At 39.5% G+C, this 26,674-nt stretch carries 16 protein-coding genes; 7 read left to right on the top strand and 9 right to left on the bottom strand.

From position 1 onward, the window contains the following. Positions 1-78: 78 nt before the first annotated feature. Entirely contained in the window at positions 79-549 is a 471-nt protein-coding gene (locus tag FTV32_RS10930; protein WP_035264177.1) for an RNA pyrophosphohydrolase, read from the top strand. 98 nt (positions 550-647) lie between these two features. Further along, positions 648-2,942, top strand: a complete 2,295-nt coding sequence (gene ptsP / locus FTV32_RS10925; protein ID WP_035264179.1) for a phosphoenolpyruvate--protein phosphotransferase — start codon at positions 648-650, stop codon at positions 2,940-2,942. A 273-nt stretch (positions 2,943-3,215) separates the two neighbouring features. Here the strand turns inward: ptsP and FTV32_RS10920 are convergent, their stop codons facing one another. The 6 genes from FTV32_RS10920 to FTV32_RS10895 all read right to left on the bottom strand — a co-directional run bounded on the left by FTV32_RS10920 (position 3,216) and on the right by FTV32_RS10895 (position 11,602). Further along, positions 3,216-3,392 carry a hypothetical protein gene (locus FTV32_RS10920; protein WP_180028638.1) on the bottom strand — a complete coding sequence of 59 codons (177 nt, stop codon included), beginning with the start codon at positions 3,390-3,392 and terminating at the stop codon, positions 3,216-3,218. A 218-nt stretch (positions 3,393-3,610) separates the two neighbouring features. After that, positions 3,611-5,170 carry an MBL fold metallo-hydrolase gene (locus FTV32_RS10915; RefSeq protein ID WP_180028637.1) on the bottom strand — a complete coding sequence of 520 codons (1,560 nt, stop codon included), beginning with the start codon at positions 5,168-5,170 and terminating at the stop codon, positions 3,611-3,613. A 321-nt stretch (positions 5,171-5,491) separates the two neighbouring features. Continuing rightward, on the bottom strand, positions 5,492-7,405 hold the full coding sequence (locus FTV32_RS10910) for an ABC transporter permease (RefSeq protein ID WP_180028636.1): 1,914 nt from the start codon (positions 7,403-7,405) through the stop codon (positions 5,492-5,494). Beyond that, positions 7,405-8,574, bottom strand: coding sequence for an efflux RND transporter periplasmic adaptor subunit (locus FTV32_RS10905; RefSeq protein WP_218947406.1), 1,170 nt, complete (start codon positions 8,572-8,574; stop codon positions 7,405-7,407). Before FTV32_RS10905 ends, FTV32_RS10910 begins: the two co-directional genes overlap by 1 nt. A gap of 207 nt (positions 8,575-8,781) precedes the next feature. Continuing rightward, the gene (locus FTV32_RS10900) at positions 8,782-10,431 is read right to left on the bottom strand and encodes an acyl-CoA dehydrogenase family protein (protein ID WP_180028634.1); all 1,650 of its coding nucleotides are present in this window, start codon (positions 10,429-10,431) and stop codon (positions 8,782-8,784) included. Between the two features lie 151 nt (positions 10,432-10,582). After that, complete coding sequence (locus FTV32_RS10895; protein WP_218947405.1) at positions 10,583-11,602, bottom strand: AraC family transcriptional regulator; 1,020 nt, start codon at positions 11,600-11,602, stop codon at positions 10,583-10,585. A gap of 107 nt (positions 11,603-11,709) precedes the next feature. On the opposite strand from FTV32_RS10895, the gene FTV32_RS10890 reads away from it, so the two are divergent. Continuing rightward, positions 11,710-13,947, top strand: a complete 2,238-nt coding sequence (locus FTV32_RS10890; RefSeq protein ID WP_257227619.1) for a fatty acid desaturase — start codon at positions 11,710-11,712, stop codon at positions 13,945-13,947. A 426-nt stretch (positions 13,948-14,373) separates the two neighbouring features. Next, positions 14,374-15,894, top strand: coding sequence for a catalase (locus tag FTV32_RS10885; protein ID WP_035264193.1), 1,521 nt, complete (start codon positions 14,374-14,376; stop codon positions 15,892-15,894). A gap of 46 nt (positions 15,895-15,940) precedes the next feature. On the opposite strand, the gene FTV32_RS10880 is transcribed toward FTV32_RS10885, so the two are convergent. After that, the gene (locus FTV32_RS10880; RefSeq protein WP_180028632.1) at positions 15,941-17,062 is read right to left on the bottom strand and encodes an MBL fold metallo-hydrolase; all 1,122 of its coding nucleotides are present in this window, start codon (positions 17,060-17,062) and stop codon (positions 15,941-15,943) included. Between the two features lie 681 nt (positions 17,063-17,743). Here FTV32_RS10880 and hcaR point away from each other — a divergent pair. Continuing rightward, entirely contained in the window at positions 17,744-18,649 is a 906-nt protein-coding gene (gene hcaR, locus FTV32_RS10875; RefSeq protein WP_035264195.1) for a DNA-binding transcriptional regulator HcaR, read from the top strand. Positions 18,650-18,692: 43 nt separating this feature from the next. Here hcaR and FTV32_RS10870 read toward each other — a convergent pair whose 3' ends face one another. Then, positions 18,693-19,361: an HAD family hydrolase gene (locus tag FTV32_RS10870; protein WP_180028631.1), complete on the bottom strand. Its 669-nt coding sequence runs from the start codon at positions 19,359-19,361 to the stop codon at positions 18,693-18,695. A gap of 126 nt (positions 19,362-19,487) precedes the next feature. Beyond that, positions 19,488-20,453 (bottom strand): RluA family pseudouridine synthase, encoded by a 966-nt coding sequence (locus FTV32_RS10865; protein ID WP_180028645.1) that lies wholly within the window; start codon positions 20,451-20,453, stop codon positions 19,488-19,490. A gap of 758 nt (positions 20,454-21,211) precedes the next feature. Here FTV32_RS10865 and FTV32_RS10860 point away from each other — a divergent pair. Continuing rightward, complete coding sequence (locus tag FTV32_RS10860) at positions 21,212-24,568, top strand: Rne/Rng family ribonuclease (protein WP_180028630.1); 3,357 nt, start codon at positions 21,212-21,214, stop codon at positions 24,566-24,568. Between the two features lie 206 nt (positions 24,569-24,774). Continuing rightward, positions 24,775-26,616, top strand: coding sequence for a long-chain-acyl-CoA synthetase (locus tag FTV32_RS10855; RefSeq protein WP_092766700.1), 1,842 nt, complete (start codon positions 24,775-24,777; stop codon positions 26,614-26,616). The last annotated feature ends 58 nt before the right edge of the window (positions 26,617-26,674 follow it).

Here is a 26,674-nt window from a genome sequence, read left to right as displayed (position 1 = left end):
TGAACTTTTCGAGTTGGGCATAGAGAGTGGATGCCCCCGAACCCAAAGTCAACGAATTTAATAAATTTTAGGTGCCAAATGATCGACTCAGAAGGTTTCCGACCGAATGTCGGGATCATTTTGGCAAATGATATTGGACAAGTTTTATGGGCAAAACGCATTGGTCACAATGCTTGGCAATTTCCTCAAGGAGGCATCCAATTTGGTGAAACTCCAGAACAGGCACTTTTCAGGGAACTCCGTGAAGAAGTCGGGTTATTGCCGGAGCACGTCCAAATAATTGCTCAGACCGAAGGTTGGTTACATTATCGTTTGCCACTTCGCTACATCAGATCAGATTCTGATCCTGTGTGTATCGGACAAAAGCAAAAATGGTTTTTATTGAAATTAGTCGCGTCAACGAATCATATTCAGTTGAACTTAAATGATCCGCCAGAGTTTGATCAATGGCAATGGGTCAGCTATTGGTATCCACTAGGCCAAGTGGTGAACTTCAAAAAAGATGTTTACCGTCGTGCCATGTTGGAATTGTGTATGCATCTGCCATAGCATGATTTATATTAAACATTGAATTTAAATGTTTGATTTTTATTTCGACTATTTGAATAATCACCATAATTACATCCCTTTAAGAGGAGCACCGCTACATGTCGAACATGCAATTAGACTCTTTACGGCGCATTGTCCAAGAAATCAATGCGTCTGTCAGTTTGCATGATTCGTTAGAAATTATGGTCAACCAAATTTCTGAAGCAATGCATGTAGATGTGTGCTCTATTTATTTACTTGATGAACGTAACCAACGTTATGTTCTGATGGCTTCCAAAGGCTTAAACGCTGAATCCATTGGCAATGTCTCACTGCAGTTGGGTGAGGGTTTGGTCGGACTTGTTGGGCAACGCGAGGAAATCGTCAATATCGAGAATGCGTTTAAACATGAGCGTTTCGCGTATTTCCCAGAAACGGGTGAAGAGATTTATAACTCTTTCCTTGGCGTTCCTGTTATGTATCGTCGAAAAGTCATGGGTGTTCTCGTGGTTCAGAATACTGAACCACAAGACTTTAGCGAAGCTGCTGAATCCTTTTTAGTCACACTTTGTGCGCAACTTTCTGGCGTTATCGCGCATGCGCATGCAGTTGGAAATATTGATGTTTTCCGTAAGCCAAATAATTCTCCAACCTATAAAACATTTCAAGGATCATCAGGTGCAGGTGGTATTGCATTAGGTCGTGCACTTATTCTTTATCCACCCGCAGATTTAGGTTCAGTACCTGACCGCGAAGCTGAAGATATCAGCGAAGAGCTTGAATTACTTGATCATGCGGTTGATTCAGTTCGCCAAGAAATTCAATCACTTGATGATAAAATGCAAGATTCTTTGATGTCTGAGGAACGTGCATTATTTAGCGTATTCTTGAGAATGTTGGATGAGAATGCCCTGCCTGCTGAAATCAAAGAGTTAATCCGTGATGGTCACTGGGCTCAAGGTGCAGTTAAACACGTTATTGATCGTCATGTGGCAATCTTTGCACAAATGGAAGACGATTATTTACGAGAACGTGTTGCAGACCTAAAAGACCTTGGGCGTCGTATTTTAGCAGCACTTCAAGAAGATGATCTGAGTCATCGTGAACTGAGTAATGACAGTATCATCGTGGGTGAGGAAATCAGTACGGCAGCATTGGTTGAACTACCTGTCGATAAGATTGCAGCGATTGTGACGTCTGAAGGGGCTGCCAATTCACATATGGTGATTGTGGCACGTGCTTTGGGTATCCCGACAGTCGTTGGGGTCACCGAGCTACCAGTAACCACACTTGATGATGTGGAAATGATTGTTGATGCCTATCAAGGACGTGTATTTATCAATCCACCACGTCGTTTACGTCAACGTTATCGTGACATCCAAAAAGAAGAAGAACAAATTGCCAAAGATCTTAAACAGTATGAAACCAAAGATGCCATCACTCCTGATGGTGTTGCAGTACGCTTATTTGTGAATACAGGTTTAATGATTGATGTCGTGCGTGGTGTACAACGTGGTGCCAAAGGTGTCGGACTCTATCGTTCAGAAATTCCATTTATGTTGCGTGATCGTTTCCCGGGTGAAGAAGAGCAACGGGCGATTTACCGTCAACAACTTAGTCACTTTGCCAATAAACCAGTCGTGATGCGTACTTTGGATATTGGTGCAGATAAAGATTTACCTTATTTCGAAATAGAAGAAGAAAACTCAGCATTAGGATGGAGAGGGATTCGTTTTACCTTGGATCATCCTGAGATTTTCTCTTCACAAATTCGTGCGATGTTAAAAGCCAGTGTTGGTTTGAATAATTTGCATATTTTGCTGCCAATGATCACCAGCGTCAGTGAAGTAGAAGAAGCGCTTTATATTATTGAGCGTGACTTAGCTGCGGTTCAGGAAGAAGAACAAGTTAAAATTAATCGTCCTAAAATTGGCATCATGGTGGAAGTACCTAGTGTTTTACTTCAAATTGGTGAGTTTGCAGAATTAGTTGATTTCTTCTCTGTGGGTTCGAATGATTTAATCCAATATTTGTTGGCAGTCGACCGTAATAACCCACGTGTATCGAGTGTTTATTCTCACTTCCATCCCTCAGTGCTTCGAGCATTGCAACGCTTAGTTCAAGAGTGTCATAAATATGACAAACCTGTCAGTATTTGTGGTGAAATGGCTGGCGATCCACTCTCAGCAATTTTACTGATGGCAATGGGCTTTAATACGCTTTCAATGAGTTCGAGCAATATTCTCAGAGTCCGTAAAGCAATTTGTCATGTTCCAATGGTAGATGCGCAAACGCTTTTAGATGAAGTGGTGAAAATGAGTAATCCACTCATTGTGAAAAGTTGGATGGAATATTATTTCCGTCACCATGGTTTAGCGGATATGGTGAAATCGAATCGTATTGTAAATGCTTAATACGAATCCCCGTTTAAGCAGAGATACAGCTGAGTAACAACATGATCAATTGGCTTTTTTTTTAATCTTCATGTTGATCGTAGCGATCTCGGTAATTCTATTTCATTTATATGTTAGTAAATTAAAAAGTAGTTCAAGACCCAATAAACCTATTTCAAATTATACGCTAGATCATGGTTGAACGATGAATTCTGAACACCAAATGAGCGAATCATCATATGTAGATATAGATTATGGTGGAAGTAGTGGTGGAGCAGAATAATCTTCACGTGTTTAGGCATATAAAAAAGGGAGATAGTCATTCGAATATCTCCCTTTTTTATGCTTGCTGTAGCCACGTTTTGCATTTTTCTTACGATCTACAAAAACTTGGCTTTTGTTGACTTCATGCATATGTTTTGCCACAAAGTTGTGAATCACAACTTCTGGCAACGCTTTTTTCTTTGCCATTTTTTAATCACCTTCAGTTTATCCATCCTTCATGATGGGAAAGCGATATTACGCTTTTTTGTACATTATACAAGCAACTTGATAATGGTTTTTTCAATGACCTACATCGAAGGTATACAATGTTTAAGATTAGCTCTGCCATTTTTCTATGTTAAATTGATCAATAACTCGAGCACCCAAAGGTGCTCTTACACAGCATAGAAAGGACTAAATCATCATTATTTCGGTAGAAGACTAAATGTACCTCGATGATGATTAAATTTTCCATCTGGCATTGCGATATTTTGGTAAACGATCTTTTGCTTTTGATCGATGACTAATACAACATTTTCTCTAGTCGCATCATCTGTCCAATACACCATAAACTGCTCAGGTCCAACCTGTGTGGCTACATATTCAATATTGGCAGATGTATTTTGTCCTGATGTGATATTTAAAAGACCTTGGTCTTTGAATTCAAGACGCTGCGTTTGACCATTGATGTTTAACGCCAAAGTCTGTCCAATAGCGAAGAATGGTTTATTCAATGCTTGTTGTAAACCGATGTCCTTGATTACACCTTTGACGCCTAGTATTTTGCCTTTAAGATGAATTGTTCCATCATTCCCAGCAATGTTGGTGTAAACGATATCTCGATTATAATCTTGAATATGAACGACATTATCTCCTGATTTATCCTCATGCCAATAAACCATAAAAATATTTTTAGCAATCTCAACAGGTGTATATTTTACCGCTTCAGAAAGATCTGGCCCAACTGCGCCACCAGCACCTGTAAAAGTTAGGTTCTGATGGTCTTTGACATCAAGATCAAATTTCAAACTCGTAAAATCGACTTGAATTTTTTGTCCTATTGGCGGATAAGGAGATGCAACTTTCCAATCGGTTTCTTTGGCAAATACTTGTGCAGACATTTTTAGCACTTCTTCACTCGACTCAAGATCTGGATACTTTGCTTTCATATATCCCAAAATCCCCTCCGAGCTTTGATTTTCAGTAACTGCTGTTTTAAAGTTCGTTAAATACCCTTTAATCCAATCCAATGGCTTAGGTGAAAAGTCACTTTTTACATAATGACCTGGGATCACTTTTTCAGGATTTAAACTCAGTATTTTATCAATTTGCTTCTTCCAAAGATCGATCCCTTGCACACCATTGGTATCGGCCATCCACAAATGCTCATCATAAGCGACCGAAATACCACCCAATGCTGTTTTTAAACTTGGAATCCATAAGAAACTATGTGCGGAATCCTCTGGATCAAGTTGGACTTGAATCTTTTGCCCATCTAATTCCATATATCCTGAATTTAAGGCTTCAGGAATAATAATCTTTTCAGGGGCATCGCCTTTTGCTAATTGTGGCTGCCAAACTGATAACTTATCTTCTTTAGAGGCTTGTATCAAATAAGCTGTCTGCGCGGTTGAAACAACCTTAGCATTTGGAAATGCTTTTAAAATTTCATTGGTTCCAAAATAATAGTCAGGGTCACTATGGGAAATATAAATATATTTTAAATTTTTACCTGATTTCTTAATCAGATTGACTACGTCTTTAGCGTATTGATTCTGAAATTGAGCATCGACCAAAATAGCATCTTTTTTTCCTGAAATTAAAGTTGATGCAACGGCAAAAACAGCATCCTCTCCAGGAGTATAAGTCTGCAAAGTGAGTGGAGATGGATTTGATGAATCTTTTGGACTTTTATCATCAGAATCATTACAGCCACTTAAAGCAATGGTGGTCACAAATAAACTAGTGGTTAGGAGTTTTGTCATATCAGCCTCATGAGATAAATTTATCTATGGTTCTTATTGATCTTTATTTTTTAAATAAGCTTTAAAGCAAAAGTGCCATATTCCCCCTCGTCATACTGCGGATGTGGCAGTGCAACAAGGCGAATTAAAAGCTTATTGAGGCAGAAGAAGGATGAGAAGTACTTACGGTTTAGTAAGTAAAAAAATTGAATTTGCAGTTAAAATATTAGACTGATTTGCAACAATAAATTCCACGATAAAAAATGTTAACTTTAGTATCTTGAACTTTGAATACCTGTTAATACAGACAATACTCACTGAACAGCCATCTCTAATTTTTTCTTATTCATGGGCTAAGGCTTCAATTGGTTTTAAGTTTGCAGCACGTTTAGCGGGCATATAACCAAAGATCAAACCAACCAGCGTTGAAAATAGCAGTGCGATAATAGCAACTGACCATGAAAATACCATCTTATAATCTGAGCTAATCGCATTAAAAATAAAACTGGCGATCAAGGCGATCGCAACACCAATTACGCCACCAATTAAACATAAAACTGCAGATTCAATCAAAAACTGAGCCTGCACATCACTTTGGCGAGCACCAACTGCTATTCGTAAGCCAATTTCCTTAATTCGCTCGGTCACAGAAACGAGCATGATATTCATCACACCAACGCCACCTACGACCAATGAAATAAAGGCTACTGCAGAAATAAAGAAAGTCATCGTTCCTAAATATTTTTCAAAGGACTTCATAGACTCATCGCTGTTGTATATATCAAAATCCTCCACACCATGACGAGCAATCAATAGTTGCCTCACTTTCTTTTCGGCTTTCACTGAGTCAGTATTTTGATGTAGTACCGCAGTCAGCAGATTGACATTATCACTACTTGAAATTTGCGACATCAATACATTATAAGGCATCCAAATTTGTGAAGAACCTGAGCTATATTGAGGTTCAGCGATTCCAACAACTTCATAAGAACGCTTATTAAATAAGACTGTTTTACCTAAAGCTAATTTTTGCTGTCCAAATAATTTTTCAGCAGCTTGCTTATCAATCACTACGATTTGGGAGCGCTGTTCAACATCGCTCTGTGTAAAAAAGCGACCATGTTGAACTTTCATGTTTCTAATTTTTAAATAAAAACCATCTGCACCTGTTGCACTCACATCAATATTACGATTTTGATAAATCATGTTCCCGCTTAAACTGACATGTGGAGAAACATGGGTAATTTCTTTCATCTCATTGAGAGCATTTAAATCATCCATATTTAAACGGCTGGCAGATGCAGCTAAAGCTGTTCCCCCCGGATAAATCTCAAGTGTTGCTGTTTTCAATCCTCCCCAATCATTCAAAAACTTTTCTTTTGCGCCATTACCAATGGCAATGACAATGATGACTGAGCAAATGCCAATAATAATCCCTAGCATGGTCAAAAATGACCTTAAACGATTGGCGAAAATTGAGTGCAAAGACATTTTCATCGCTTCATACACTTGGGAAACAAAGCTGAATTTCATGTCCGCATGAAAAACTTTTGATGGAGAAACTTGCCCTAAAGATTTACGCTGCGTATCCGAAAGAATGCGTCCATCTTTAATTTCAATGACACGATCTGCACGTTCTGCAATACTTTTATCATGAGTAACTAAAATAATCGTATGCCCTTGACGGTGTAGATCTTCCAAAATTTGCAAGACCATTTCACCACTTTCAGAATCCAAAGCGCCTGTGGGTTCATCGGCTAAAATAACCTCACCACCATTCATAAGCGCGCGGGCAATACTGACTCGTTGCTGCTGTCCACCCGACATTTCATTGGGTTTATTGTCACTCTTATCAGCTAAACCGAGCTGAGCTAAAAGTTGCAGTGCTCGATCTGCACGGTTTTCTGCATTCAAATTTGAATAAATCGCGGGCAAGGCGACATTCTCTAAAGCAGATAAAGCATTCAATAAATTATAGCGTTGGAACACAAACCCAAAACTTTTTAAACGTAACGATGAAAGCTCATCATTACTCAATAAGGAAATATCTTGTCCACGAAACAGAAACTGTCCTGAAGAGGCTTGATCCAAACATCCAAGTAAATTCATTAAAGTAGACTTACCTGAACCTGATTGCCCAATAATCGAAATAAACTTACCCTGTTCAATACTGAGACTGACATCTTTTAGGATGTGTTGTTGATTATTTTCTGGACCTACAAATTTATTTATTTTTTTTAGTTCAATCAAACTCATTAAGTATCGCCTGATGTATTCGCACTATCGTCAGGTGCCTCTGCCAAAATTTTTTCACCCAACTTTAAACCAGACTTGATTTCAATATCATTTGAGTCAGAAATTCCAGTCACGACTTTTCTTGGTTGAGGTTTTGTATCAGGTTGATAGAGGTAAACCATGGCATCTGATCCATATCCAATCACCGTTGTTTTCGGAATTTTCAGCACATTCTTTTTTTGATTTACAATAATGTCATTTTGGGTTGTCATACCGATACTGAGTTTACGCTCAGGGTTGTCCACCAACATTCTTGCATAGTAGAACACTGCTGCATTCGCATTTTCATTTTTATCGTCGTAAGTTCCTTTGGTCAGGGTCGTTAAAGCAGGATCAATACTTTGAATCACACCATCTAATTTCACATTGGGGTCTGCCAAGGTGCTAAATTTAACTGGCATGTTTTCTTTTAATTTAGTGTAGTCACCTTCTGCGACCTGCATTCGGATTTCCATCTTATTCAAGTTGGCGATCGTCGCGATCAAAGGTGTCGTTTGTGCAAAGTTAATGGTTTGACCAGCTTCAACAGGCATGGAAACCACGGTACCCGTCAATGGAGAGCGAATCTGTGTGTAGCCCAATTCAGTTTGTGCTGTATTCACATTAATCTGTAATTGTTTCAGCCGATATTCATTTGACTCAACATCTGCAATCGCTTGTTTAAGCTGATTATTCGCCTGTTCGAGCTCTTCACGAGAGCCTGCTTCAGCTTTGTATAAGGTTAATTTACGCTGATAGTTTTGTTTTAAAGTTTGTAAAGCGACACGTTTCGCTGCCAAGTCTGCCTTCGCAGCTTCAAGTTCGGCTTTACTGGTATTGAGCTTGTCCAACTGTGTTGTCGAGTCAATTTCAGCGATTAATTCGCCTTTTTTTACATCCTGTCCTAACTTGATATACAGCTTTTGAATTTGACCTGAGACTTGTGCACCCACGGAGACAATATCAGATGCATAAATTTCACCTGTGGCTTTAACAATCTGCGTTAGATCACCTTGAGTGACTTCAACGGTCTGCGGTTCTGGCTGCTTTTTTTGTGACTGAATATAGAAATAAACAGAAAGAGCTAAAGCAACCAATACCACTAAGACCAAAAAATACTTTAATTTTTTTGATTTTTTTTGCATGTGCATAATGACGAATAATCTTTATTGAGGAGATAACTTTTGATCAACATGTTTTATTCACTTTAATATGATCAAAATTTAAAAATTTTTAATGACACGATTCTAGTGAATTCTATTTTTTCACACTGTCGTACTTATTTATTTTTATGTATCGATAACAGCCAACCGCATCTATGTGTTGGCTGTCTATCAGAAAAGGGTTTTGGAAAATAATTAAGCGGCAAATGCTCGATTTAAAATTGAGGTCACATCTACTTGTTTAGGATCAAGCATTCCCACCACTTGACCATGAAATTTTTGATAACGCGTCGCAATAAAAGCATTGGCAATAAAATCTGGCGCATAACGTTTCAGCAATACTGCTTGAGAGAGCACAACCAAACGACTGACTAAGCTTCTCCCCATAAATTGTAAATCATCAGGTTCCTGATGAAATAATCTAAACAGTCCCTGCAACTCTTCATTAAGTATTTTGTCGTGACTTGCAGTAGATGCTAAATCTTTAAATAAATGCTCGATTGATTCAGGATCACGTGAAATAGCACGAAGCACATCGAGACACATGACATTACCTGACCCTTCCCAAATGGTGTTCACAGGTGCTTCTTTAAAGAGACGAGCCATGATGCCATGTTCAACGTAGCCATTGCCACCAAAGACTTCCATCATTTCACCAGTCATTTCTACTGCTCTTTTACAAACCCAAAATTTTGCTGCTGGTGTCATGATACGTTTCCATGCCAAACAAAGTTCACTGTCATGTTCATAACAATGAGCCAAATGGAAACTCAACTGCATTGCCGCTTCAGTCTCTAAAGCAAGATCTGTGAGCACCGACCGCATTAATGGTTGCTCAATGAGTCTCTTACCAAATGCTTGACGTTGACGTGTATAGGCAATGCTTTGTACTAGGGCCTGACGCATAATGCCACTTGAACCTACCGCACACGTTAATCGGGTATAGTTTGCCATTTCAATAATCGTTGGAATGCCGCGTCCAGCCTCCCCCATCATAATGCCCCAAGCCTCTTTAAATTCGACCTCAGAGCTGGAGTTGCTGCGATTTCCAACCTTCTCTTTGAGTCGTTGAATATGAATCGCATTTTTTGTGCCATCTTCCAACCATCGCGGAACAAAGAAACATGCCAAGCCATCATGCTCAGTTTTAGCAACAACCAAATGTGCATCGCACATAGGTGCTGAAAAAAACCATTTATGCCCAGTTAGTAAGTAAGCTTGTCCTCTTCCAGACTGCCCAACTGGAACAGCTGTCGTTTCATTAGCACGCACATCAGAACCACCCTGCTTTTCAGTCATGCCCATTCCAATCCAAATCGATTTTTTCTGAGCAATTGGTAAATCACGTTCATCATATTCAGTGGATAAAAGTTTATCTCCTAGCTTTTTCCACAGCTCAGGTTCTTTTTGAATCAATGGAATGCTGCCCAAGGTCATTGAATTTGGACATAAGTTTCCACACTCCACTTGACCACTGAGGAAGAATTTTGCTGCCCAATCCACCCAACCAGATTCTTGAGTAAAATTTAGAAAAGGATGTGCATGAACCGCATATTTACGATTTAACGCCATCCATTTGTGCCATGAAGGATGAAATTCAACAAAATCTGCCCGCCTGCCTCGAGCATCAAAACTATGTAAAATAGGAGGATGTTTATTGGCAAGATCAGCATGGTGATAAAAGCTTTCACAACCTACGACTGCGCCAAACTCACTTAAATGGACTGAGTTTCTACTGCCATAACGCTGTAAGATTTCTTGTAAGATTGGATCTGTTGTATATAGATTGTAATCTTGAAGCTCATCAAATTGATTATGTATTTGATGTGTCATCCATGCCGACATAAACGCACCCTCTTTGGAATTTTTATCTATAACTTCATTATTTATATTATCGAGTATAGCTTTTGAAAGTAGATTATCTAGTGCAAATGATGACCTAAATTGTCATTAAATTTTTATTAACGTCTTAATATGATCTCAGTATTGTGTTCTGCTATTGTTGCATCATCTTTCTATATTTTGCTGGTGGCATACCCTTACAGCGCTTGAATGCTCTAGAAAAAACAGATACTTCTGCATAACCCAACCGTTCAGAAATTTGATCTATTGTGAGATCAGTACCCAGCAATAAATCATCTGCCAAATCCTCACGTAAATTTTTAACCAATTGGTGAAACGTAATCCCTTCATTGGCTAAATTGCGCTGAATGGTACGAACATTGACAGCTAAAGCTTTGGATATATCTTCAATCGTCGGCATTTGTGATGCATTCTTTAATAAAAACTCGCGTATTTTTTTACTATAGTCCCCTAAGCTTTTTCGGCGTCGAAATACATGCTCACACTCTTTTTGGTAACGGATAAAAGTGAAGTCATCAGCTTGACGCAATGGGGTAAGCAACAATTCAGATTGAATCGTGATTCGACTTTGTGGTTTCTCATAAAAAATAGGATAACCAGTTAATTCTTCTATCTGATTTGCATAGCAAGGCTTGGTCATCGCTAAATCTATCTGAAATGGTAATTGAGCACCAAGAATGTCATTTTGAAGTGTGATGATGGTCGCAATATCTCTTTCTAAAATAAATAATTGCATATCAGCACTTAGGTCATGATGAAATAAATTTAAATGTGTAAATTCACCATCTTCTTGCAAAGCCACATCAGAAAAAATTGCGCCTAATTTTAGATATCGTATCGCGATCAACAACGCTTCTCTGACATTGGGACTACTTAAAATTGCAAATCCCCAAGCCCCTAATGTGGTGGTGTGATGTCGAAGACCAGCTTCGAGCGCAATGGGATGTTCATCAGAGATTAGATTCAGAATATTTCTGATGATCTGTAATTCATTTCGCTCTTGGATTTCAAAATTTTCTCGATAAAGATCCTGTTTCGTCAGTTGTGTATTTTCTAGGCATTGCTCAAAAGTAATACCGTAGCTTTCAGCAACATGACATAGTACCCGAGCTGTATTCGCTTCCCTTAAAAACTTCCATGAATTAAGCATCATTGTTCGCGTTTTTATTTGTCATCTAATGTCAAATTTAACTGTTTAATTATCATTCTACAAGTGAATTCAATCTCTTATATTCATAAATAAAAGAAAATGGAATTTTTATGAACATGTATGCCAATCTTGCTGAGGAACAGCAAAGCCTGGTCAATGAACTCACGGCGTTATATCAAAAAACCAAAGCCGAGATGAACGACCAAGATATTGATCATATTCGAAATGTTGCTGCATATTCAAAGGCTATAAAATTACGCAGTGAGCAACTTATTCGTGAATGTATAAGTTTAGAATCTTGGGGACGGGGCATTATTCTGGGTTGTTTACACACCCTACTCGAATTTTCAGAGCTCGGTCATAACATCATGCACGGAAGTTATGATCACCTCCCCCAAGCAACCGAGTTTCATTCAGAACGCTGGGTATGGGACTTTGTGACTGATCCTCGTGAATGGCGCGTCATGCATCATCAAAATCATCATCCATTTACCAACATCGTTGGCAAAGATCATGATTTAGGGTATTCCTTTTTAAGAAGCTTGGCAGGTCAAAGCTGGTACGGGCATCACAGTGTTCAATTGCTGATTTACAGTGCGCTGATGATCACTCCATCCTACTATTTCACACTCTATACAGCCACATCAGCAGCACGTACAGAAGGTCGAAAGATCCTTTCCAAAGAAACCTTTACTCAATCACTTCGTCTCATAAAAGCTCATGCTCAAAAACAGTTTATTGAAGCACCAGTCGCTGCAAAATGGGCAAAAAAATTACCTGTTTTTATCGGAAATTATCTTACAACAACGATAGGCTATGGTTTTTTACTTCATATCCTCTTCTTAGAACATCACGCTGAAAATTTGGAGCTTTATTCAGATCCTGGACCTGATGAGACGCAAGAAGAATATTTCATACGACAGATTAAAAGTACCACCAATTTTATCCCATATGCACCGCTGGATCAGTTTCTCAAAAAGATCCTTGATGAAGAGGTCCCGTATTCAAATCCACCTCCATTCGAAATCTTTTATGGCGGATTAGATACACATCTTGAACATCATTTATTTCCAGATTTAGCATGTAATCGTCAAAGACAAATCAAAGCTGTAGTACGTAGTATTTGTGAAAAATATCAATTGCCTTATCACAATTCACCCATGGAAAAGCTGATTCCAGCGATACCGCTCAGCCTCATTAAAAGAACTCTACCTTTTGGTAATCAAGAAAAAAATAACCCTTTCAAATTACTCATTCGACCAAAAGAATTATTAAAACGTATCAAACGAGGAATTCAATATCAGCCACCCTCAACCATGACATATTTACACAAGCCACAGTTCTATAATGCGTCGGCAAAAGTTGTACAAGTCGAAATACAGCTTAATAGTCAAGTCAAAACACTTAAAATGAGCAAGCCTCAAGGCTGGGAACATTTAAAATGGCAGGCAGGTGCATTTATTTCATTAAGCTTTGAAATAAATGGGCAAACTTATATTCGTCAATACAGCTTATTGCATGAAAGCCAAACCGCAGATGGCTATTTTGAAATTGCAGTGAAACGTACACCTGCTGGCATTGTTTCTCACTATATTCATGATCATGTTCCTGTAAATACAAAGGTGACGATTGTAAGTCCACCACAATCTACACCTGATTTTGTTTTAGACACCCTTCCGCGGAAGTTAATCTTTATCGCAGCAGGAGTCGGTATTACACCAATTTTAAGTATGTTAAGAAAATATCAGCGTATCGAAAGTAAAGCTGAAGCTCATTTGTTTTACTTTAACCACGATGAAAATTCTATTTTGTTTGAAAATGAGATTCGTCAAATCTCGGGGCATTCGAATTTGAATGTTCACTTCATCTGCTCCAAAGTTCAGAACGAGTCGGCATCTGATTTACGACAAGGACGTTTTAGTCTTGAAATTTTCCAACCTTATATTCGAGATTTTAAATGCCAACACGTATATGCCTGCGCCCCTCAAGCATTAATCGATTCTGCTCGCCAACAACTTATTCAAGCAGGCGTTAAAGCAGCAGCATTTCACACAGAAAATTTTAAACCTGCTCCTCTCAGTTTTGAGTCTGATGGTGTTACACGTCGAGTAATTTTCAAAAAAAGTAATACAAGTATCGACATTGAAGGGAATGTCACTTTACTTGAAGCCGCGCGTCAAGCTGGTTTAAAACTGCCAAGCGGTTGTCAACAAGGTTTATGCAAAGCCTGTGTATGCACTAAATTGGAAGGTCAAACTCAGTTAGAAGTTGATTCATCCACTATTCAACATCGCATTACGCTATGCAACACTGTGGCTCGCTCACCAATCATTGTGCTTGATGTTTAACAAAGATTCTTAAGTTAATCGCCGTCATGAAGTAATCATGCAATGCTTCATGACAGTAAGATTCAAACACTTAAACAACCAAACTTATGATTCATATCCAAGAATTGCACAACCAAAACCTTACTGTAAATCATCGTTAAATCCTTTTAACCTGAACCAAATATTCTATTGGTGAATATTCAAATAAACCCTTAATTTATATGAGGGTAATTGGAATTTTATTTACAAATTAAACTCTCCAATTGAACGCATCATGATTTATGATGAATTTGTAAACTCAATAAAACACACATTCTTGTCACAATGTTGCTTTAGAATGATCGAACAAAACGGTTCATGTCTCTGGTATTGGAAGCGCTAGATCTTATAAAAGTGAATGCTCAGCCAACCATCAAGAAAGACATATATTATAAATGGAGAATGAATATGAGCGATGACTCAAAAAAATGTCCTGTCACCCACTTAACAACTGATGCTGGTGCTCCTGTAGTAGACAACCAAAACAGTATGACAGCAGGTGCACGTGGTCCTTTACTTGCACAAGATTTATGGCTGAATGAAAAACTAGGTAACTTCGTTCGTGAAGTGATTCCTGAGCGTCGTATGCACGCGAAAGGTTCTGGGGCATTTGGTACCTTCACTGTTACCCATGATATTACGCAATATACTCGCGCTAAATTATTCTCTGAAATCGGTAAAAAAACCGATATTTTTGTGCGCTTCTCTACAGTTGCTGGCGAACGTGGTGCAGCAGATGCTGAACGTGATATCCGCGGTTTCGCAATGAAATTTTACACTGAAGAAGGTAACTGGGATTTAGTAGGTAATAACACTCCAGTTTTCTTCTTACGTGATGCGCGTAAGTTCCCTGACTTAAACAAAGCAGTAAAACGCGATCCTAAAACCAACAAACGTAGTGCAACCAACAACTGGGATTTCTGGACTTTACTTCCAGAAGCATTACATCAAGTGACGATTGTCATGTCAGACCGCGGTATCCCAGATGGTTACCGTCACATGCATGGTTTTGGTAGCCATACCTTCAGTTTTATCAATGCCAACAACGAACGCTTCTGGGTTAAATTCCATATGCGCACGCAACAAGGCATTAAGAATTTAACTGATGCAGAAGCTGAAGCGATTATTGCGAAAGATCGCGAAAGTTCTCAAACTGACTTATTTGATGCGATTGAACGTGGTGATTTCCCGAAATGGAAAATGTACGTCCAAATCATGCCTGAGCTAGATGCAGAGAAAGTTCCATATCACCCATTTGACTTAACCAAAGTATGGCCTAAAGGGGACTATCCTTTGATCGAAGTCGGTGAATTCGAACTTAATCGTAACCCTGAAAACTACTTCCAAGACGTAGAACAAGCTGCCTTTGCCCCAAGTAACTTAGTGCCAGGCATCAGCTTCTCACCTGACCGTATGCTTCAAGCACGTCTGTTCAACTATGCAGATGCTGCACGCTACCGTGTTGGTGTTAACCATTATCAAATTCCAGTGAATGCACCACGTTGCCCTGTTCACTCAAACCGTCGCGATGGTCAAGGTCGTACTGATGGTAACTATGGTGCTTTGCCACACTATGAACCAAATAGTTTCAGCCAATGGCAGGAACAGCCACAATATAAAGAGCCACCATTAAAAATTTCTGGTGCGGCAGATTTCTGGGATTACCGCGAAGATGACAATGACTATTTCAGTCAACCACGCGCATTATTCAATCTCATGAATGATCAGCAAAAACAGGCTTTATTTGACAATACAGCCGCAGCAATGGGCGATGCATTAGATTTCATTAAGTATCGTCATATTCGTAACTGCTATGCTTGTGACCCAGCATATGGCGAGGGTGTTGCAAAAGCATTAGGCATGACCGTAGCTGATGCACAGGCTGCACGTGCAACTGACCCAGCACAAGGAAATCCAGGCTTACTTTAATTAATATCTCCATAAAAAAACCGCTGTTATCAGCGGTTTTTTTTATTCAAACAATTAGTTTTTTACCTTCCCGAATACAATAAAACGGACTGATAAATTTAGATGCATTTTTCATCGCTTGGTGCAGATCCAACTCAGGTTGATTCCGATCTTCATCTGTTAACTGAAAAGTACGATAGTGAATCGCTAGTGAACGTTTTGCGTGTAAATCTTTATGTGCTTGGAATGCATCAGCAGGATTCATATGTAGATATTGCATCAATACTCTTGGTTCATATGCACCGATTGGCAGTAAAGCAATCCTTGGTGCACCTAAGCGCTGGTGAATCTCTTTAAAATGTTGTGCATAGCCTGTATCACCAGCAAAGTAACAATGACCATGCTCAGATAAAATTGAAAAACCACCCCATAATGCAAGGTTTTGATCACGAAGCCCTCGACCAGAACCATGTTGGGCAGGCGTGTAGACAATTTTAAAATCTTTGAATAAGGCAGACTGCCACCAATCCATCTCAATCACATGAAATGCTTTCGGCAAATAGGCTGCATTTCCTAGACCTGTATAGATCGGCATAGCAAATTTTTGATGTAGCCAATTCAAACTCGCTAAATCCATATGATCATAGTGATTATGACTGAGTAATACTGCGTGAATCTGTGGTAAATCTTCAAGTGCAATCCCTGCAGGGATAACACGTTTCGGTCCACTCCCGTGCTTTGGGCTTACATAATCCGCCCATACAGGGTCGGTTAAGAAGTTATATGGACCAATTTGAATTAAAACCGTAGCATGACCAACAAACCATACTTGCCAATCTTCTAAATCTGCATGCGGACGAGCCTCAGGCTTAGCACGTTTGGTTTGAATAAAGTCCTGTTGCTCTTTCGCGAAATCACCTTGCCAGGTAAAGCTTTTACGAGCCATCAACCATTTATATAAATTCCATTGGTTGAGCTGTGCAGGACGTGGTTCCTGATTAACGAATCTTCGCCCATTATGGTGATCCAGTGAAACCAATTTAAGTTTTGGTTTAAACCACACATGCCGAATACAATCTTCAGTCTTTAGTTGATAGTGCAGATTAGAATCTTGCGGCTTCCGTCCAACAACAAGTGTAGACTCTGGATTACTCGAAGTCGTCGTTGGAATATCAGTCAAATTAGACATAATAAATGTAAGCACCTTAAACCGAAGCGATTTTGAAATAGTTGATTATTCAGTTATATAAATAGATTATGTTCATCATCTATTCGCATTTTTAAATTATGTTTTTAAAAGATACACTGTTCGTGTTTCATTTAAGACAACATCAATCTCAATTCCCATGAAGTGGTTATAATTTCATCAATAAATTGTGAAATAGAACACCAATCATCCCTCTATTATTCATCATATACAACTCAGACTTTCTTTTTGTTTATGATTTTGTTGTTTTTTTCTGATTTTTGATGTTTTTTTAATCACCCACAGAAATCTTAAATAGAGGAAGTTAAATTTTGTTTAGGATGTGACTTAACGCTGAACAACTGATCTCCCAAAGCTTCAACGTACTTTTCTCTACATTATTATTTTTCATAGACTTAAAGCCGAAACAATTGGTTTCAACTTTAATAGATACAATCTTTTCTAAACCTATACAAATCAGTCACTCATTCACGATGAGAGTTCGATCTTGAAATGTAAAATTTCTATCTAAGTAAGAAATTAAATGCATGTAAATTTTAAAATACATAAAAATGCTTCATTCACTAACTAAATACCAAAATACATCTACTTATTGATCAATTTCACTTATACTCATCTTTAGCAACATTAAGACATTTTTTAGATTATTCTCTGGAAGGCTATATGGAATTACGGCATTTGCGCTATTTTATTACAGTTGCAGAAGAGCTTAATTTTAGCAAAGCTGCACTTAAGCTCTACACAGCACAGCCTTCACTCAGCCAACAAATCAAAGATTTAGAAGAAGATGTTGGTGTGCGTTTACTAAATCGTACCAAACGAAAAGTTGAATTGACCGAAGAAGGCGCTGTGTTTCTGGAACAGGCGAGACTCACCATTGCTCAAGCAGAAAAAGCAATTAATATGGCGCGCCAAGTGTCTAAAGCAAAACAAAAAATGCTACGCATTGGTTTTGTGCCAGTTGCAGAAATGAAAATCTTTCCTTATGTATTACCTAACTTACGTGTTCAAAATCCCGAATTAAAAATTGAATTACAAAGCTTAAATAATATTGAGCAATTCAAAGGCATAAAGAAAGGTGAATTGGACATTACTTTTACTCGTCAACGTTTAGATTCTGAAGAGATCGAGAGTCGCTTTGTACTGCGTGAACCTTTAGTTTTTATTCTGCCTAAAGACCACCCTTTGGCAAAGTACGAACGTATTCCTGTAAAAGCGCTTGATGGCATTGATTTTGTTATTCCTTCAGATGAGCAATCTAAGACCCTGCATGACACCATTTTAGGCTTCGCTGAACAAAATGGCGTTTCTTTTAAAATTGTTCAAAAAGCTGACAATATCTTGTTTAACATTAACTCTATTGGTATTGGCTTAGGGTGTACGATTCTTCCTGGCTATATTATGCCACTTCTCTTGGAAAATAGTGTGACTCGTCCACTCGATGTAGAGCTACCTTCTCTGGATCTCTTTGTAAGTTATCGCAAGAATGCCACTGGTATTGCTGTGCAAAAATTTATGGAGTTACTTTCAAAAGTCTTTTATTTAGACTTTAATCAAAGTTCAACGTGAATAAAAAACCCGCTGAATTGAGCGGGTTTTTTATCGATGTGATTTAGCAAGCAACTGACTGATTAATCAAATTTTTTAAAAGTTGATGTAATTCATCAATGGAATCCACAACCGCAAGGGGATGATATTGCTGTAATACCTCAGGCACATGAACGCCATACGTCACCCCTACACTTGGCATACGAATATTCAATGCCATTTCAAGATCGTATGAAGTATCTCCTACCATTATCGCTTGATCTGCATTAAAACCAGTTTCGGCTAAAATTTCAGCCAACATCAACGGATCTGGTTTTGATTTTGTTTCACTGGCTGCACGTGTCGCTGAAAACAAACTCACACTCTGAGTTTGCCCCAGTACTCGATCTAGCCCCTTACGACTTTTTCCTGTCGCAACAGCCAAATGAATTCCTGATTCTTTGAGATCATGCAACATTTCAGCCACACCATCAAACCAACGATCATGTTTCGAGTGTTCAACATAATGCGCTGAATAAGACTGTAAAATTGCCTCGTGTAAATCAGGAACCTGAGGAAATAAAACCTGCGCAACTTCAGGTAATCCTAAGCCAATAATGCTTTTAGCATCCTCATCAGTCAAAGGTTGATTAAATTGTTTGGCAGCAAATTTTAAGCTTTTAACAATTTGACCCACTGAATCAAATAAGGTGCCATCCCAATCAAAAATAATGAGTTTTACCGCTGATGTCATATTTTGTATCCTAATTTTGATCGGGTGGATGCCATTTAAATATCATAATGACATATTAAGATCTCATCGTTGCATGACCTCGTCATGACACAATCATTCAATCCTTACACAACCACTGAGACGCACTCAGTCTTGTTGAGACTGCACTACAGGTTTATCCGTTTTTTGTGCGCGAAGTTGTGCAACCAAACTTTGCATATCCTCAGGCAATGGTGCTTCAATTACTGGATATCCTGGAATCTCTAAACGCATTGCGTGTAAACATAAACGACGTGGTTTAGGTCCACGATATTCCGTCTCATGCCCGTACTTTTCATCACCCACCAAGGGATGACCAATACTGAATCCATGTACACGAATTTGATGTGTACGACCAGAAAGTGGTGACGCATACACAAGTGATGCATGCATAAAGCGTTCTGCTACCTTCCATTGGGTTTTTGAAGGTTTTCCTTCTTTAGATACACGTACTCGACGTTCACCATTGGCTAGCTCATAGCGATGTAATGGTGCATCGATTAATTGGGAATCTAGTGTTACTTGGCCTTTCACCACAGCAGCATAAGTTTTTTGAATCTTGTGTTCACGAAGCATATCTTGAAGTGTTTTTAACACGCTCCGCTTTTTAGAAATCATCACCAAGCCTGAAGTATCACGGTCAATACGATGGATCAATTCTAAATATTTTTTCCCTGTCGCTGCGCGTAAGCCTTCAATTAAGCCATACGCCACACCACTTCCACCGTGCACCGCAATCCCAGAAGGTTTGTTCACCACTAAAAGACCTTCATCTTCATAAATCACACGGCTTAACAAGCCCTGCGCGACTTTGTCTGATACTGGAGCTTGAGATTCATCTTTTTGTTCATAACGAATCGGTGCAACACGGATTTGATCGCCAATATTCAATTTAGTTTCCGCTTTCACACGCTTTTTGTTGACCCGCACCTGACCTTCACGAATTAAACGATAGATTCGACTTTTCGGTACTCCTTTAAGACGAGCGAATAGAAAATTGTCGATGCGTTGCCCCAATTGGTGCTCATCCACTTCAAACCAAGTGACGCTTTGCCATTCTTGCGTAGAATTCATACAGTTACGTTGACCTAAAAAAATACTAAATTCGATTAAAAACTGATCATTTAGACTACCCAATTGACTAGAAATGTCTGTGTAGCCCATAGGCAGATGATCTAAGGTTTGCTATAGTCAGCGCACGGATACCGCCGTAAGTGAACATTTGTTTAGAGATTTCAAAATTTTGAAATTCAAACTAAATTTTTGTTTAGCATAAACTCGGAATGGTCCCAAAAGAATATGCCAACGCCGAAGGCTTATTATATCGGCAAAAAGACAAACTGTTGCGTTTAATTGTGCTTTTGCACATAAATCAGTTTGTTTAAAAAAATATGTCGCCAACAAATTATGTTGGTTTTTAAACGTTAACTGATACACATCAGAATGGTCGCAACCTGATTTCTCATTCAGGCTATAACGTTAGATGCATTGGATCTGCACAATTTGTAAAGATACGACGATAATTCCGTATCAAGACACTCTATCAAAAAATTGAAGAGATGATCTTCGAGCAATGTGACAGTGAAAGTAACGAACATCCAATGCACCGTTAGTCCGCCAGTGAATGTTCAGGCTTCTTTAATCAGTGACAGGATTAAAGCCGTATTGCCATCATCAATACGTGAATCAAAATACCGAAGCCGATCAATAAAGGCCGGTAATACACTTAGATCAATCTAATTATGGTGATCTAGGAATTGATCCATGCGGGTTGATGTTCGCTACGTAAATCGCGATGTTTTGCTTGTGTATCACTATTAGGTGTTACACCCATGAAACGTATGTTGATCAATGCAACACATGCCGAAGAAGTTCGCGTTGCACTCATCACTGGTCACCGTCTTTACGATTTCGATTTAGAAAATCGTACTCGTGAACAAAAGAAAGCCAATATCTACAAAGGTCATGTGACTCGCGTTGAGCCATCTCTTGAAGCTGTGTTTGTAGAATATGGTGCAGGCCGTCAAGGCTTCCTTTCAATGCGTGAAATCGCAAACTCATATTACAAAGCTGACCCTCGTCAAACTTCAAACATTCGTGAGTTAATCACTGAAGGTACTGAGCTTTTAGTTCAAGTTGAAAAAGAGGAACGTGGCAACAAAGGCGCTGCTCTCTCAACTTTTATTTCCCTTGCTGGTCGTTACTTGGTCTTAATGCCAAACAACCCGAAAGGTGGTGGTATTAGTCGTCAAATTTCTGGTTCAGTTCGTGAAGAATTGAAAGAAATGTTGGCGTCTTTAAATGTACCTCGTGGGATGAGCGTGATTGTACGTACTGCAGGGATTGGTCGCTCACAAGAAGAGCTTCAACTTGATCTTCAGCACCTTCTCGATCTTTGGGCACGCATCCAAAGTACAGCAAATTCTGGCCCTTCTCCAATGTTGGTTCATCAGGAAGCTGGTGTAGTTACTCGTGCAATTCGCGACTATTTACGTGATGATGTTGCAGAAATTTTAATTGATTCTGAACAAGCTTATAACGAAGCCTATAACTTTGTTAAAGCCGTGATGCCGAACCAATTAGACAAGTTAAAAACATATACTTTGAATGAGCCTTTATTTGCTCATTTTGGTATCGAAAGTCAAATTCAAACAGCTTACGAGCGTGAAGTGAAACTTCCTTCTGGTGGTTCAATTGTCATTGACCAAACAGAAGCATTGGTTTCGATCGATATTAACTCTGCAAAATCTACTCGTGGTCACGATGTAGAGGAAACTGCGCTTAGTACTAACTTAGAAGCAGCAGAAGAGATCGCTCGCCAACTTCGCTTACGTGATATCGGTGGTCTGGTCGTGATTGACTTCATTGATATGACCAAAGAACGTAATCAACGTATGGTTGAAGCGAAACTGCGTGAATCAACTCAAAGTGATCGTGCACGTATCCAGTTCGGTCAATTGTCTCGTTTCGGCTTAATGGAAATGAGTCGCCAACGTTTACGCCCTTCTTTAGAAGAAGCGACTGGCTATGTATGTCCACGTTGTCATGGCACAGGTATGGTTCGTGACTTACGCTCTCTTTCACTTTCGATCATGCGTAAAGTTGAAGAAATTGCACTTCGTGAGCGTCAAGGTGAAGTTCAAGTAGAAGTTCCTGTTGAAATTGCAGCATTCCTTCTCAATGAAAAACGTCATAGCCTCGTGTATTTGGAGCAAACTTCAAATGTACGTGTGACTGTACTCCCACACCCGCATTTAGAAACGCCACATTACGAAATCTCGTATAATCCGGAAGGCTTTGCACCAACCAGCTATGAACGTACTGAAGCGACTCGTTCTAGTGAAAAAGAGTTGGGTTATGAGTCTTCAGAATGGCACTTAGAAGAAGAGCATACAGCTCCACCTACGCATGCCCCTGTAACGCAGGAAAAAGGCAATAAGCGTCATAAAAATAACCAAAATGCTACACAACCTGCGGTAGCGCAAAAAACTGCACCAGCAGCTGCTCCAGCAACTAGCCCATGCGCATGGTTAGAAAATCTGTTTGTTCAAAAACAAGCGAGTACGATTGATCAATCTCGTACAGCCAATTCTGCAGCGGCTGCAATTGAACAAATGGTGAACGGTGGTGCAGTAAGTCGTGGTCAATTCGGTCAAATTGCACCTGTGACACCTGTGGCAATTGAAGCATCTGCACCAGTTGAAACAAATGCGTATATTTCACATACGCCTGTTGCGAAAAATGATACACGCGACCAAGAACGTCAAGCTGAAAAAGACGAGCGGCCACAACGTCATAACAAGAAAAATCGCAATAAGCAACGTGACACACGCGAAGTTAACGCAGATCAACATGTGATTGAAGAAGTTGTACAGGCACCTCGCCATGAACAACGTCAAGACAATCGTCATGAGTCACGCAATGAAAACCGTCATGAGCAACGCCAAGAACAGCGTGATCAGAAACGTCATCAAAAGCGCCCTCAACAAAACGAGACAGCTTTCGAAGCACAAACTGAACAAGCTGTCCCACGTCGTGACCGTAATGCACAACGTCCAAATCGTCCAAATCGTCACCGCGATCAAAGTGTATTAAATCAAGAGCAATCTTCAGCACCTGTTGCTCCAGAAGCTCAAGTTAAAGTTGATTTAATTGATGTACCTCGTAATGATGAGCTTAAAACAGCGTTAGTGGTTAATGTTGATCAAGCACAAAGTGAGATTGTTGCATTAACGCCTGAAGTAGCAGCACCTGTAGCAACTGCTCCAGCACCTGTTGTGACAGACGCTGAAGTGTCAGCACCTCAAGTGGAAATTACGGTTGATGAACCTGTCATTGAAGCTGAGGTTAAACCTCAACAAGCACCACAACGTGCAAGTAACGACCCACGTCAACGTCGTCGTAACAAGCATCAACATGACCAGAAAGCAAAATCAGATGCGCCGAAGCTTCGCCCTTCACAAGTGCCAGCTTTAGCACAACATACGGTTTTAAGTTTAATTCAACATGTTTATGGTGCGGATTGCTCTGTATTGATTGAGCAGTTTGGATTAATTCCAACCTTCAATCGCGCATTGCAAAAGTTCACTGAACAGTATGCAGCGAGTTTAAATACTCAATCTGCTGAACCTGTTACTGAGAAAAAACCAGTCACACGTGATGTCGCTGTTCAACAAGCTCCAGCTGAAAAAGAGCCTGCACCTGTGTTGGACTTAACACCTCCAAAACCAGTGTCTGATAAGCGTGTTGCAAACGATCCACGTGAGCGTCGCCGTCTGGCTAAACTTGCTGCAGAGCAAGCAAAACAAGCGCGTCTTGAAGAAGTTGCAGCACAAGAAGCCGTGAAAGTTGAAGCACCTGTTGCGGATGCTCAACAAGCAGCTGATGCAACATCTGAAGTTGCACATCAAGAAACAGCAACACAGACAGCTGAAGTGACTCAATCTGAAGTGAAGACTGAAGAAAAAGTTCAAACTTCTTCAGAACAGCAACCTGAAGAAAAATTTTCAGAATCAACTGAAGTAGCGCCTACAGAAGCAGAAACTGCGAAAGTTGAAGTGGCGGAAGTTGCCGTAGCACAAGCTGAAGCAGATAAGGATGATGCAGAACAGCAGGAAGAAGATAAACCTGTTCGTCCGCGTCGCCCTCGTGGTCGCCCACCTAAAAAAGCAACACCATCAGCTGAGTAATTTGCTTAAACTACATTAGCTTTTGACAAACCTAGTCATTACGGTGGCTAGGTTTTTTTGTTATGGTCTTTAAAGTTTTGACTGAAAAATCCTGTTCAGAATTGATCAATTTTTCAAAATGGATAAGATATTCAGTGACAAAACCAAGTAAAAAAACTTGCGAAAAATTAAAGACTAAACGGAATATCACAAAAAATAGGACCAGTATGAGCCAGACTTATCAAAACGATCTCATTGGAATCAAAGACGTAGCAGCACGACTCCCACATTTGGTCACGAAGTTGCCAAATATTCTTGTCGGGCTCAAACAGGCTTATTTACGTACTCCTAAAACGCCAGCAGGTCTTGCCCTCGCTTTTGAGCGTGCAGCGCAAAAAAATCCTCAAGGTATTGCGCTGTTATGTGAAGATCAGAAATATACCTACCAACAACTAAATGATTGGGCAAACCAAATTGCACACTACTACATCGCTAAGGGTGCAAAAAAAGGTGATGTGATTGCGGTCATTGTTGAAAACCGTAGTGAACTTATTGCCACCGTCATTGGTCTTGCAAAAATTGGGGTTGTTTCAGCGCTCGTCAATACGTCTCAAACAGGTAAGGTACTTACCCATAGTATTAATTTGGTTAAACCAATCGGTGTAATTGTCGGTGAAGAATGCCGTGAAGCTGTCGATGAAGTACGCGAACAACTGACTGTCGCAAAAGATAAGCTCTATTGGCTGGCTGATCAAAATACACGTCAAAATGCTGGTCAAGCACCTGATGGCTATCATAATCTTGCACAAGAAATTTTATCTGAATCTAAAGATAATCTAGCTGAAACACATAAGGTGACTGGTGCTGACGGCTTATTCTATATTTATACGTCTGGTACAACAGGTTTACCAAAAGCCGTAGTCTTTACCAATAGTCGTTGGATGTTAGCGTATGGCACATATGGTCATGTCCTCAATCTAAATAAAGATGACGTTATGTATGTCACTTTACCGCTTTATCATGCCACAGGCATGGTGGTTTGCTGGTGTGGTGTAATTGCTGGTAGTTCGACGCTAGCGATTCGTCGTAAGTTCTCAACCTCTTCTTTTTGGAAAGATGTTCAAAAATTTAATGCATCAGCAATTGGTTATGTTGGTGAGCTATGTCGCTATCTTCTAGATGCACCTGAATCACACCAAGATCGCAATCATCGCGTCACCAAGATGATTGGTAACGGCATGCGTCCAAATATTTGGGATAAATTTAAAAATCGCTTTGGCATTGAAGAAGTACTCGAACTTTATGCTTCAAGTGAAGGCAATGTCGGCTTTTCCAATATTTTAAACTTCGACAACACCGTAGGTTTCTCTCCTATTCCTTATGCCATTATCCAATATGACAAGGAAAAAGAAGCTCCTATTCGCGATGCAAAAGGTCATTGTATTAAAGTCAAAAAAGGTGAAACAGGCTTATTGATTGGTAAAATTACCAATCGCTCGCCCTTTGATGGTTATACCGATCCAGAAAAGAATAAATCCTCGATCATGCATGATGTTTTTACCAAAGGAGATTCTTATTTCATCACGGGTGACCTTGTGCGAGATATCGGGTGCCGCCATGCTCAATTTGTTGACCGTCTCGGTGATACCTTCCGCTGGAAAGGTGAGAATGTCTCTACAACTGAGGTTGAAAATATTTGTAGTGATTATGAAAAGATCACAGAAGCAGTGGTATACGGCGTTGAGATTCCAAATACTAACGGTCGTGCAGGTATGGCAGCCATCACTTTAGCAGAAGGTGCTGAACTAAATGAGCAAGATTTATCCGATATGGCTCAGTTCTTTAAGAAGTCTTTGCCTAGCTATGCAGTTCCAGTGTTCTTACGTGTACAGAAAACACTCGAAACCACAGGAACATTTAAATATCAAAAGAGTAAGTTAAAGGAAGAAGCTTATTTTCCAGACAAAACTTCAGATCGTATTTTGGTTTTATTACCAAATGAAGATGCATATTGCGATTTAAATGAAGAGATTCTGAAAAATATTGAACAGTATAAATATCGTTTTTAAGCTAAAATCGATTGTTTTTTGGCTAGAAAACACGAAATTGTGTCATTTCTAGCCAAAC

Origin of the sequence: Acinetobacter sp. YH16032 (assembly GCF_013417345.1) — a bacterium.
Lineage (GTDB): Bacteria > Pseudomonadota > Gammaproteobacteria > Pseudomonadales > Moraxellaceae > Acinetobacter.
This window is presented reverse-complemented; position numbering and strand designations above follow the sequence as displayed.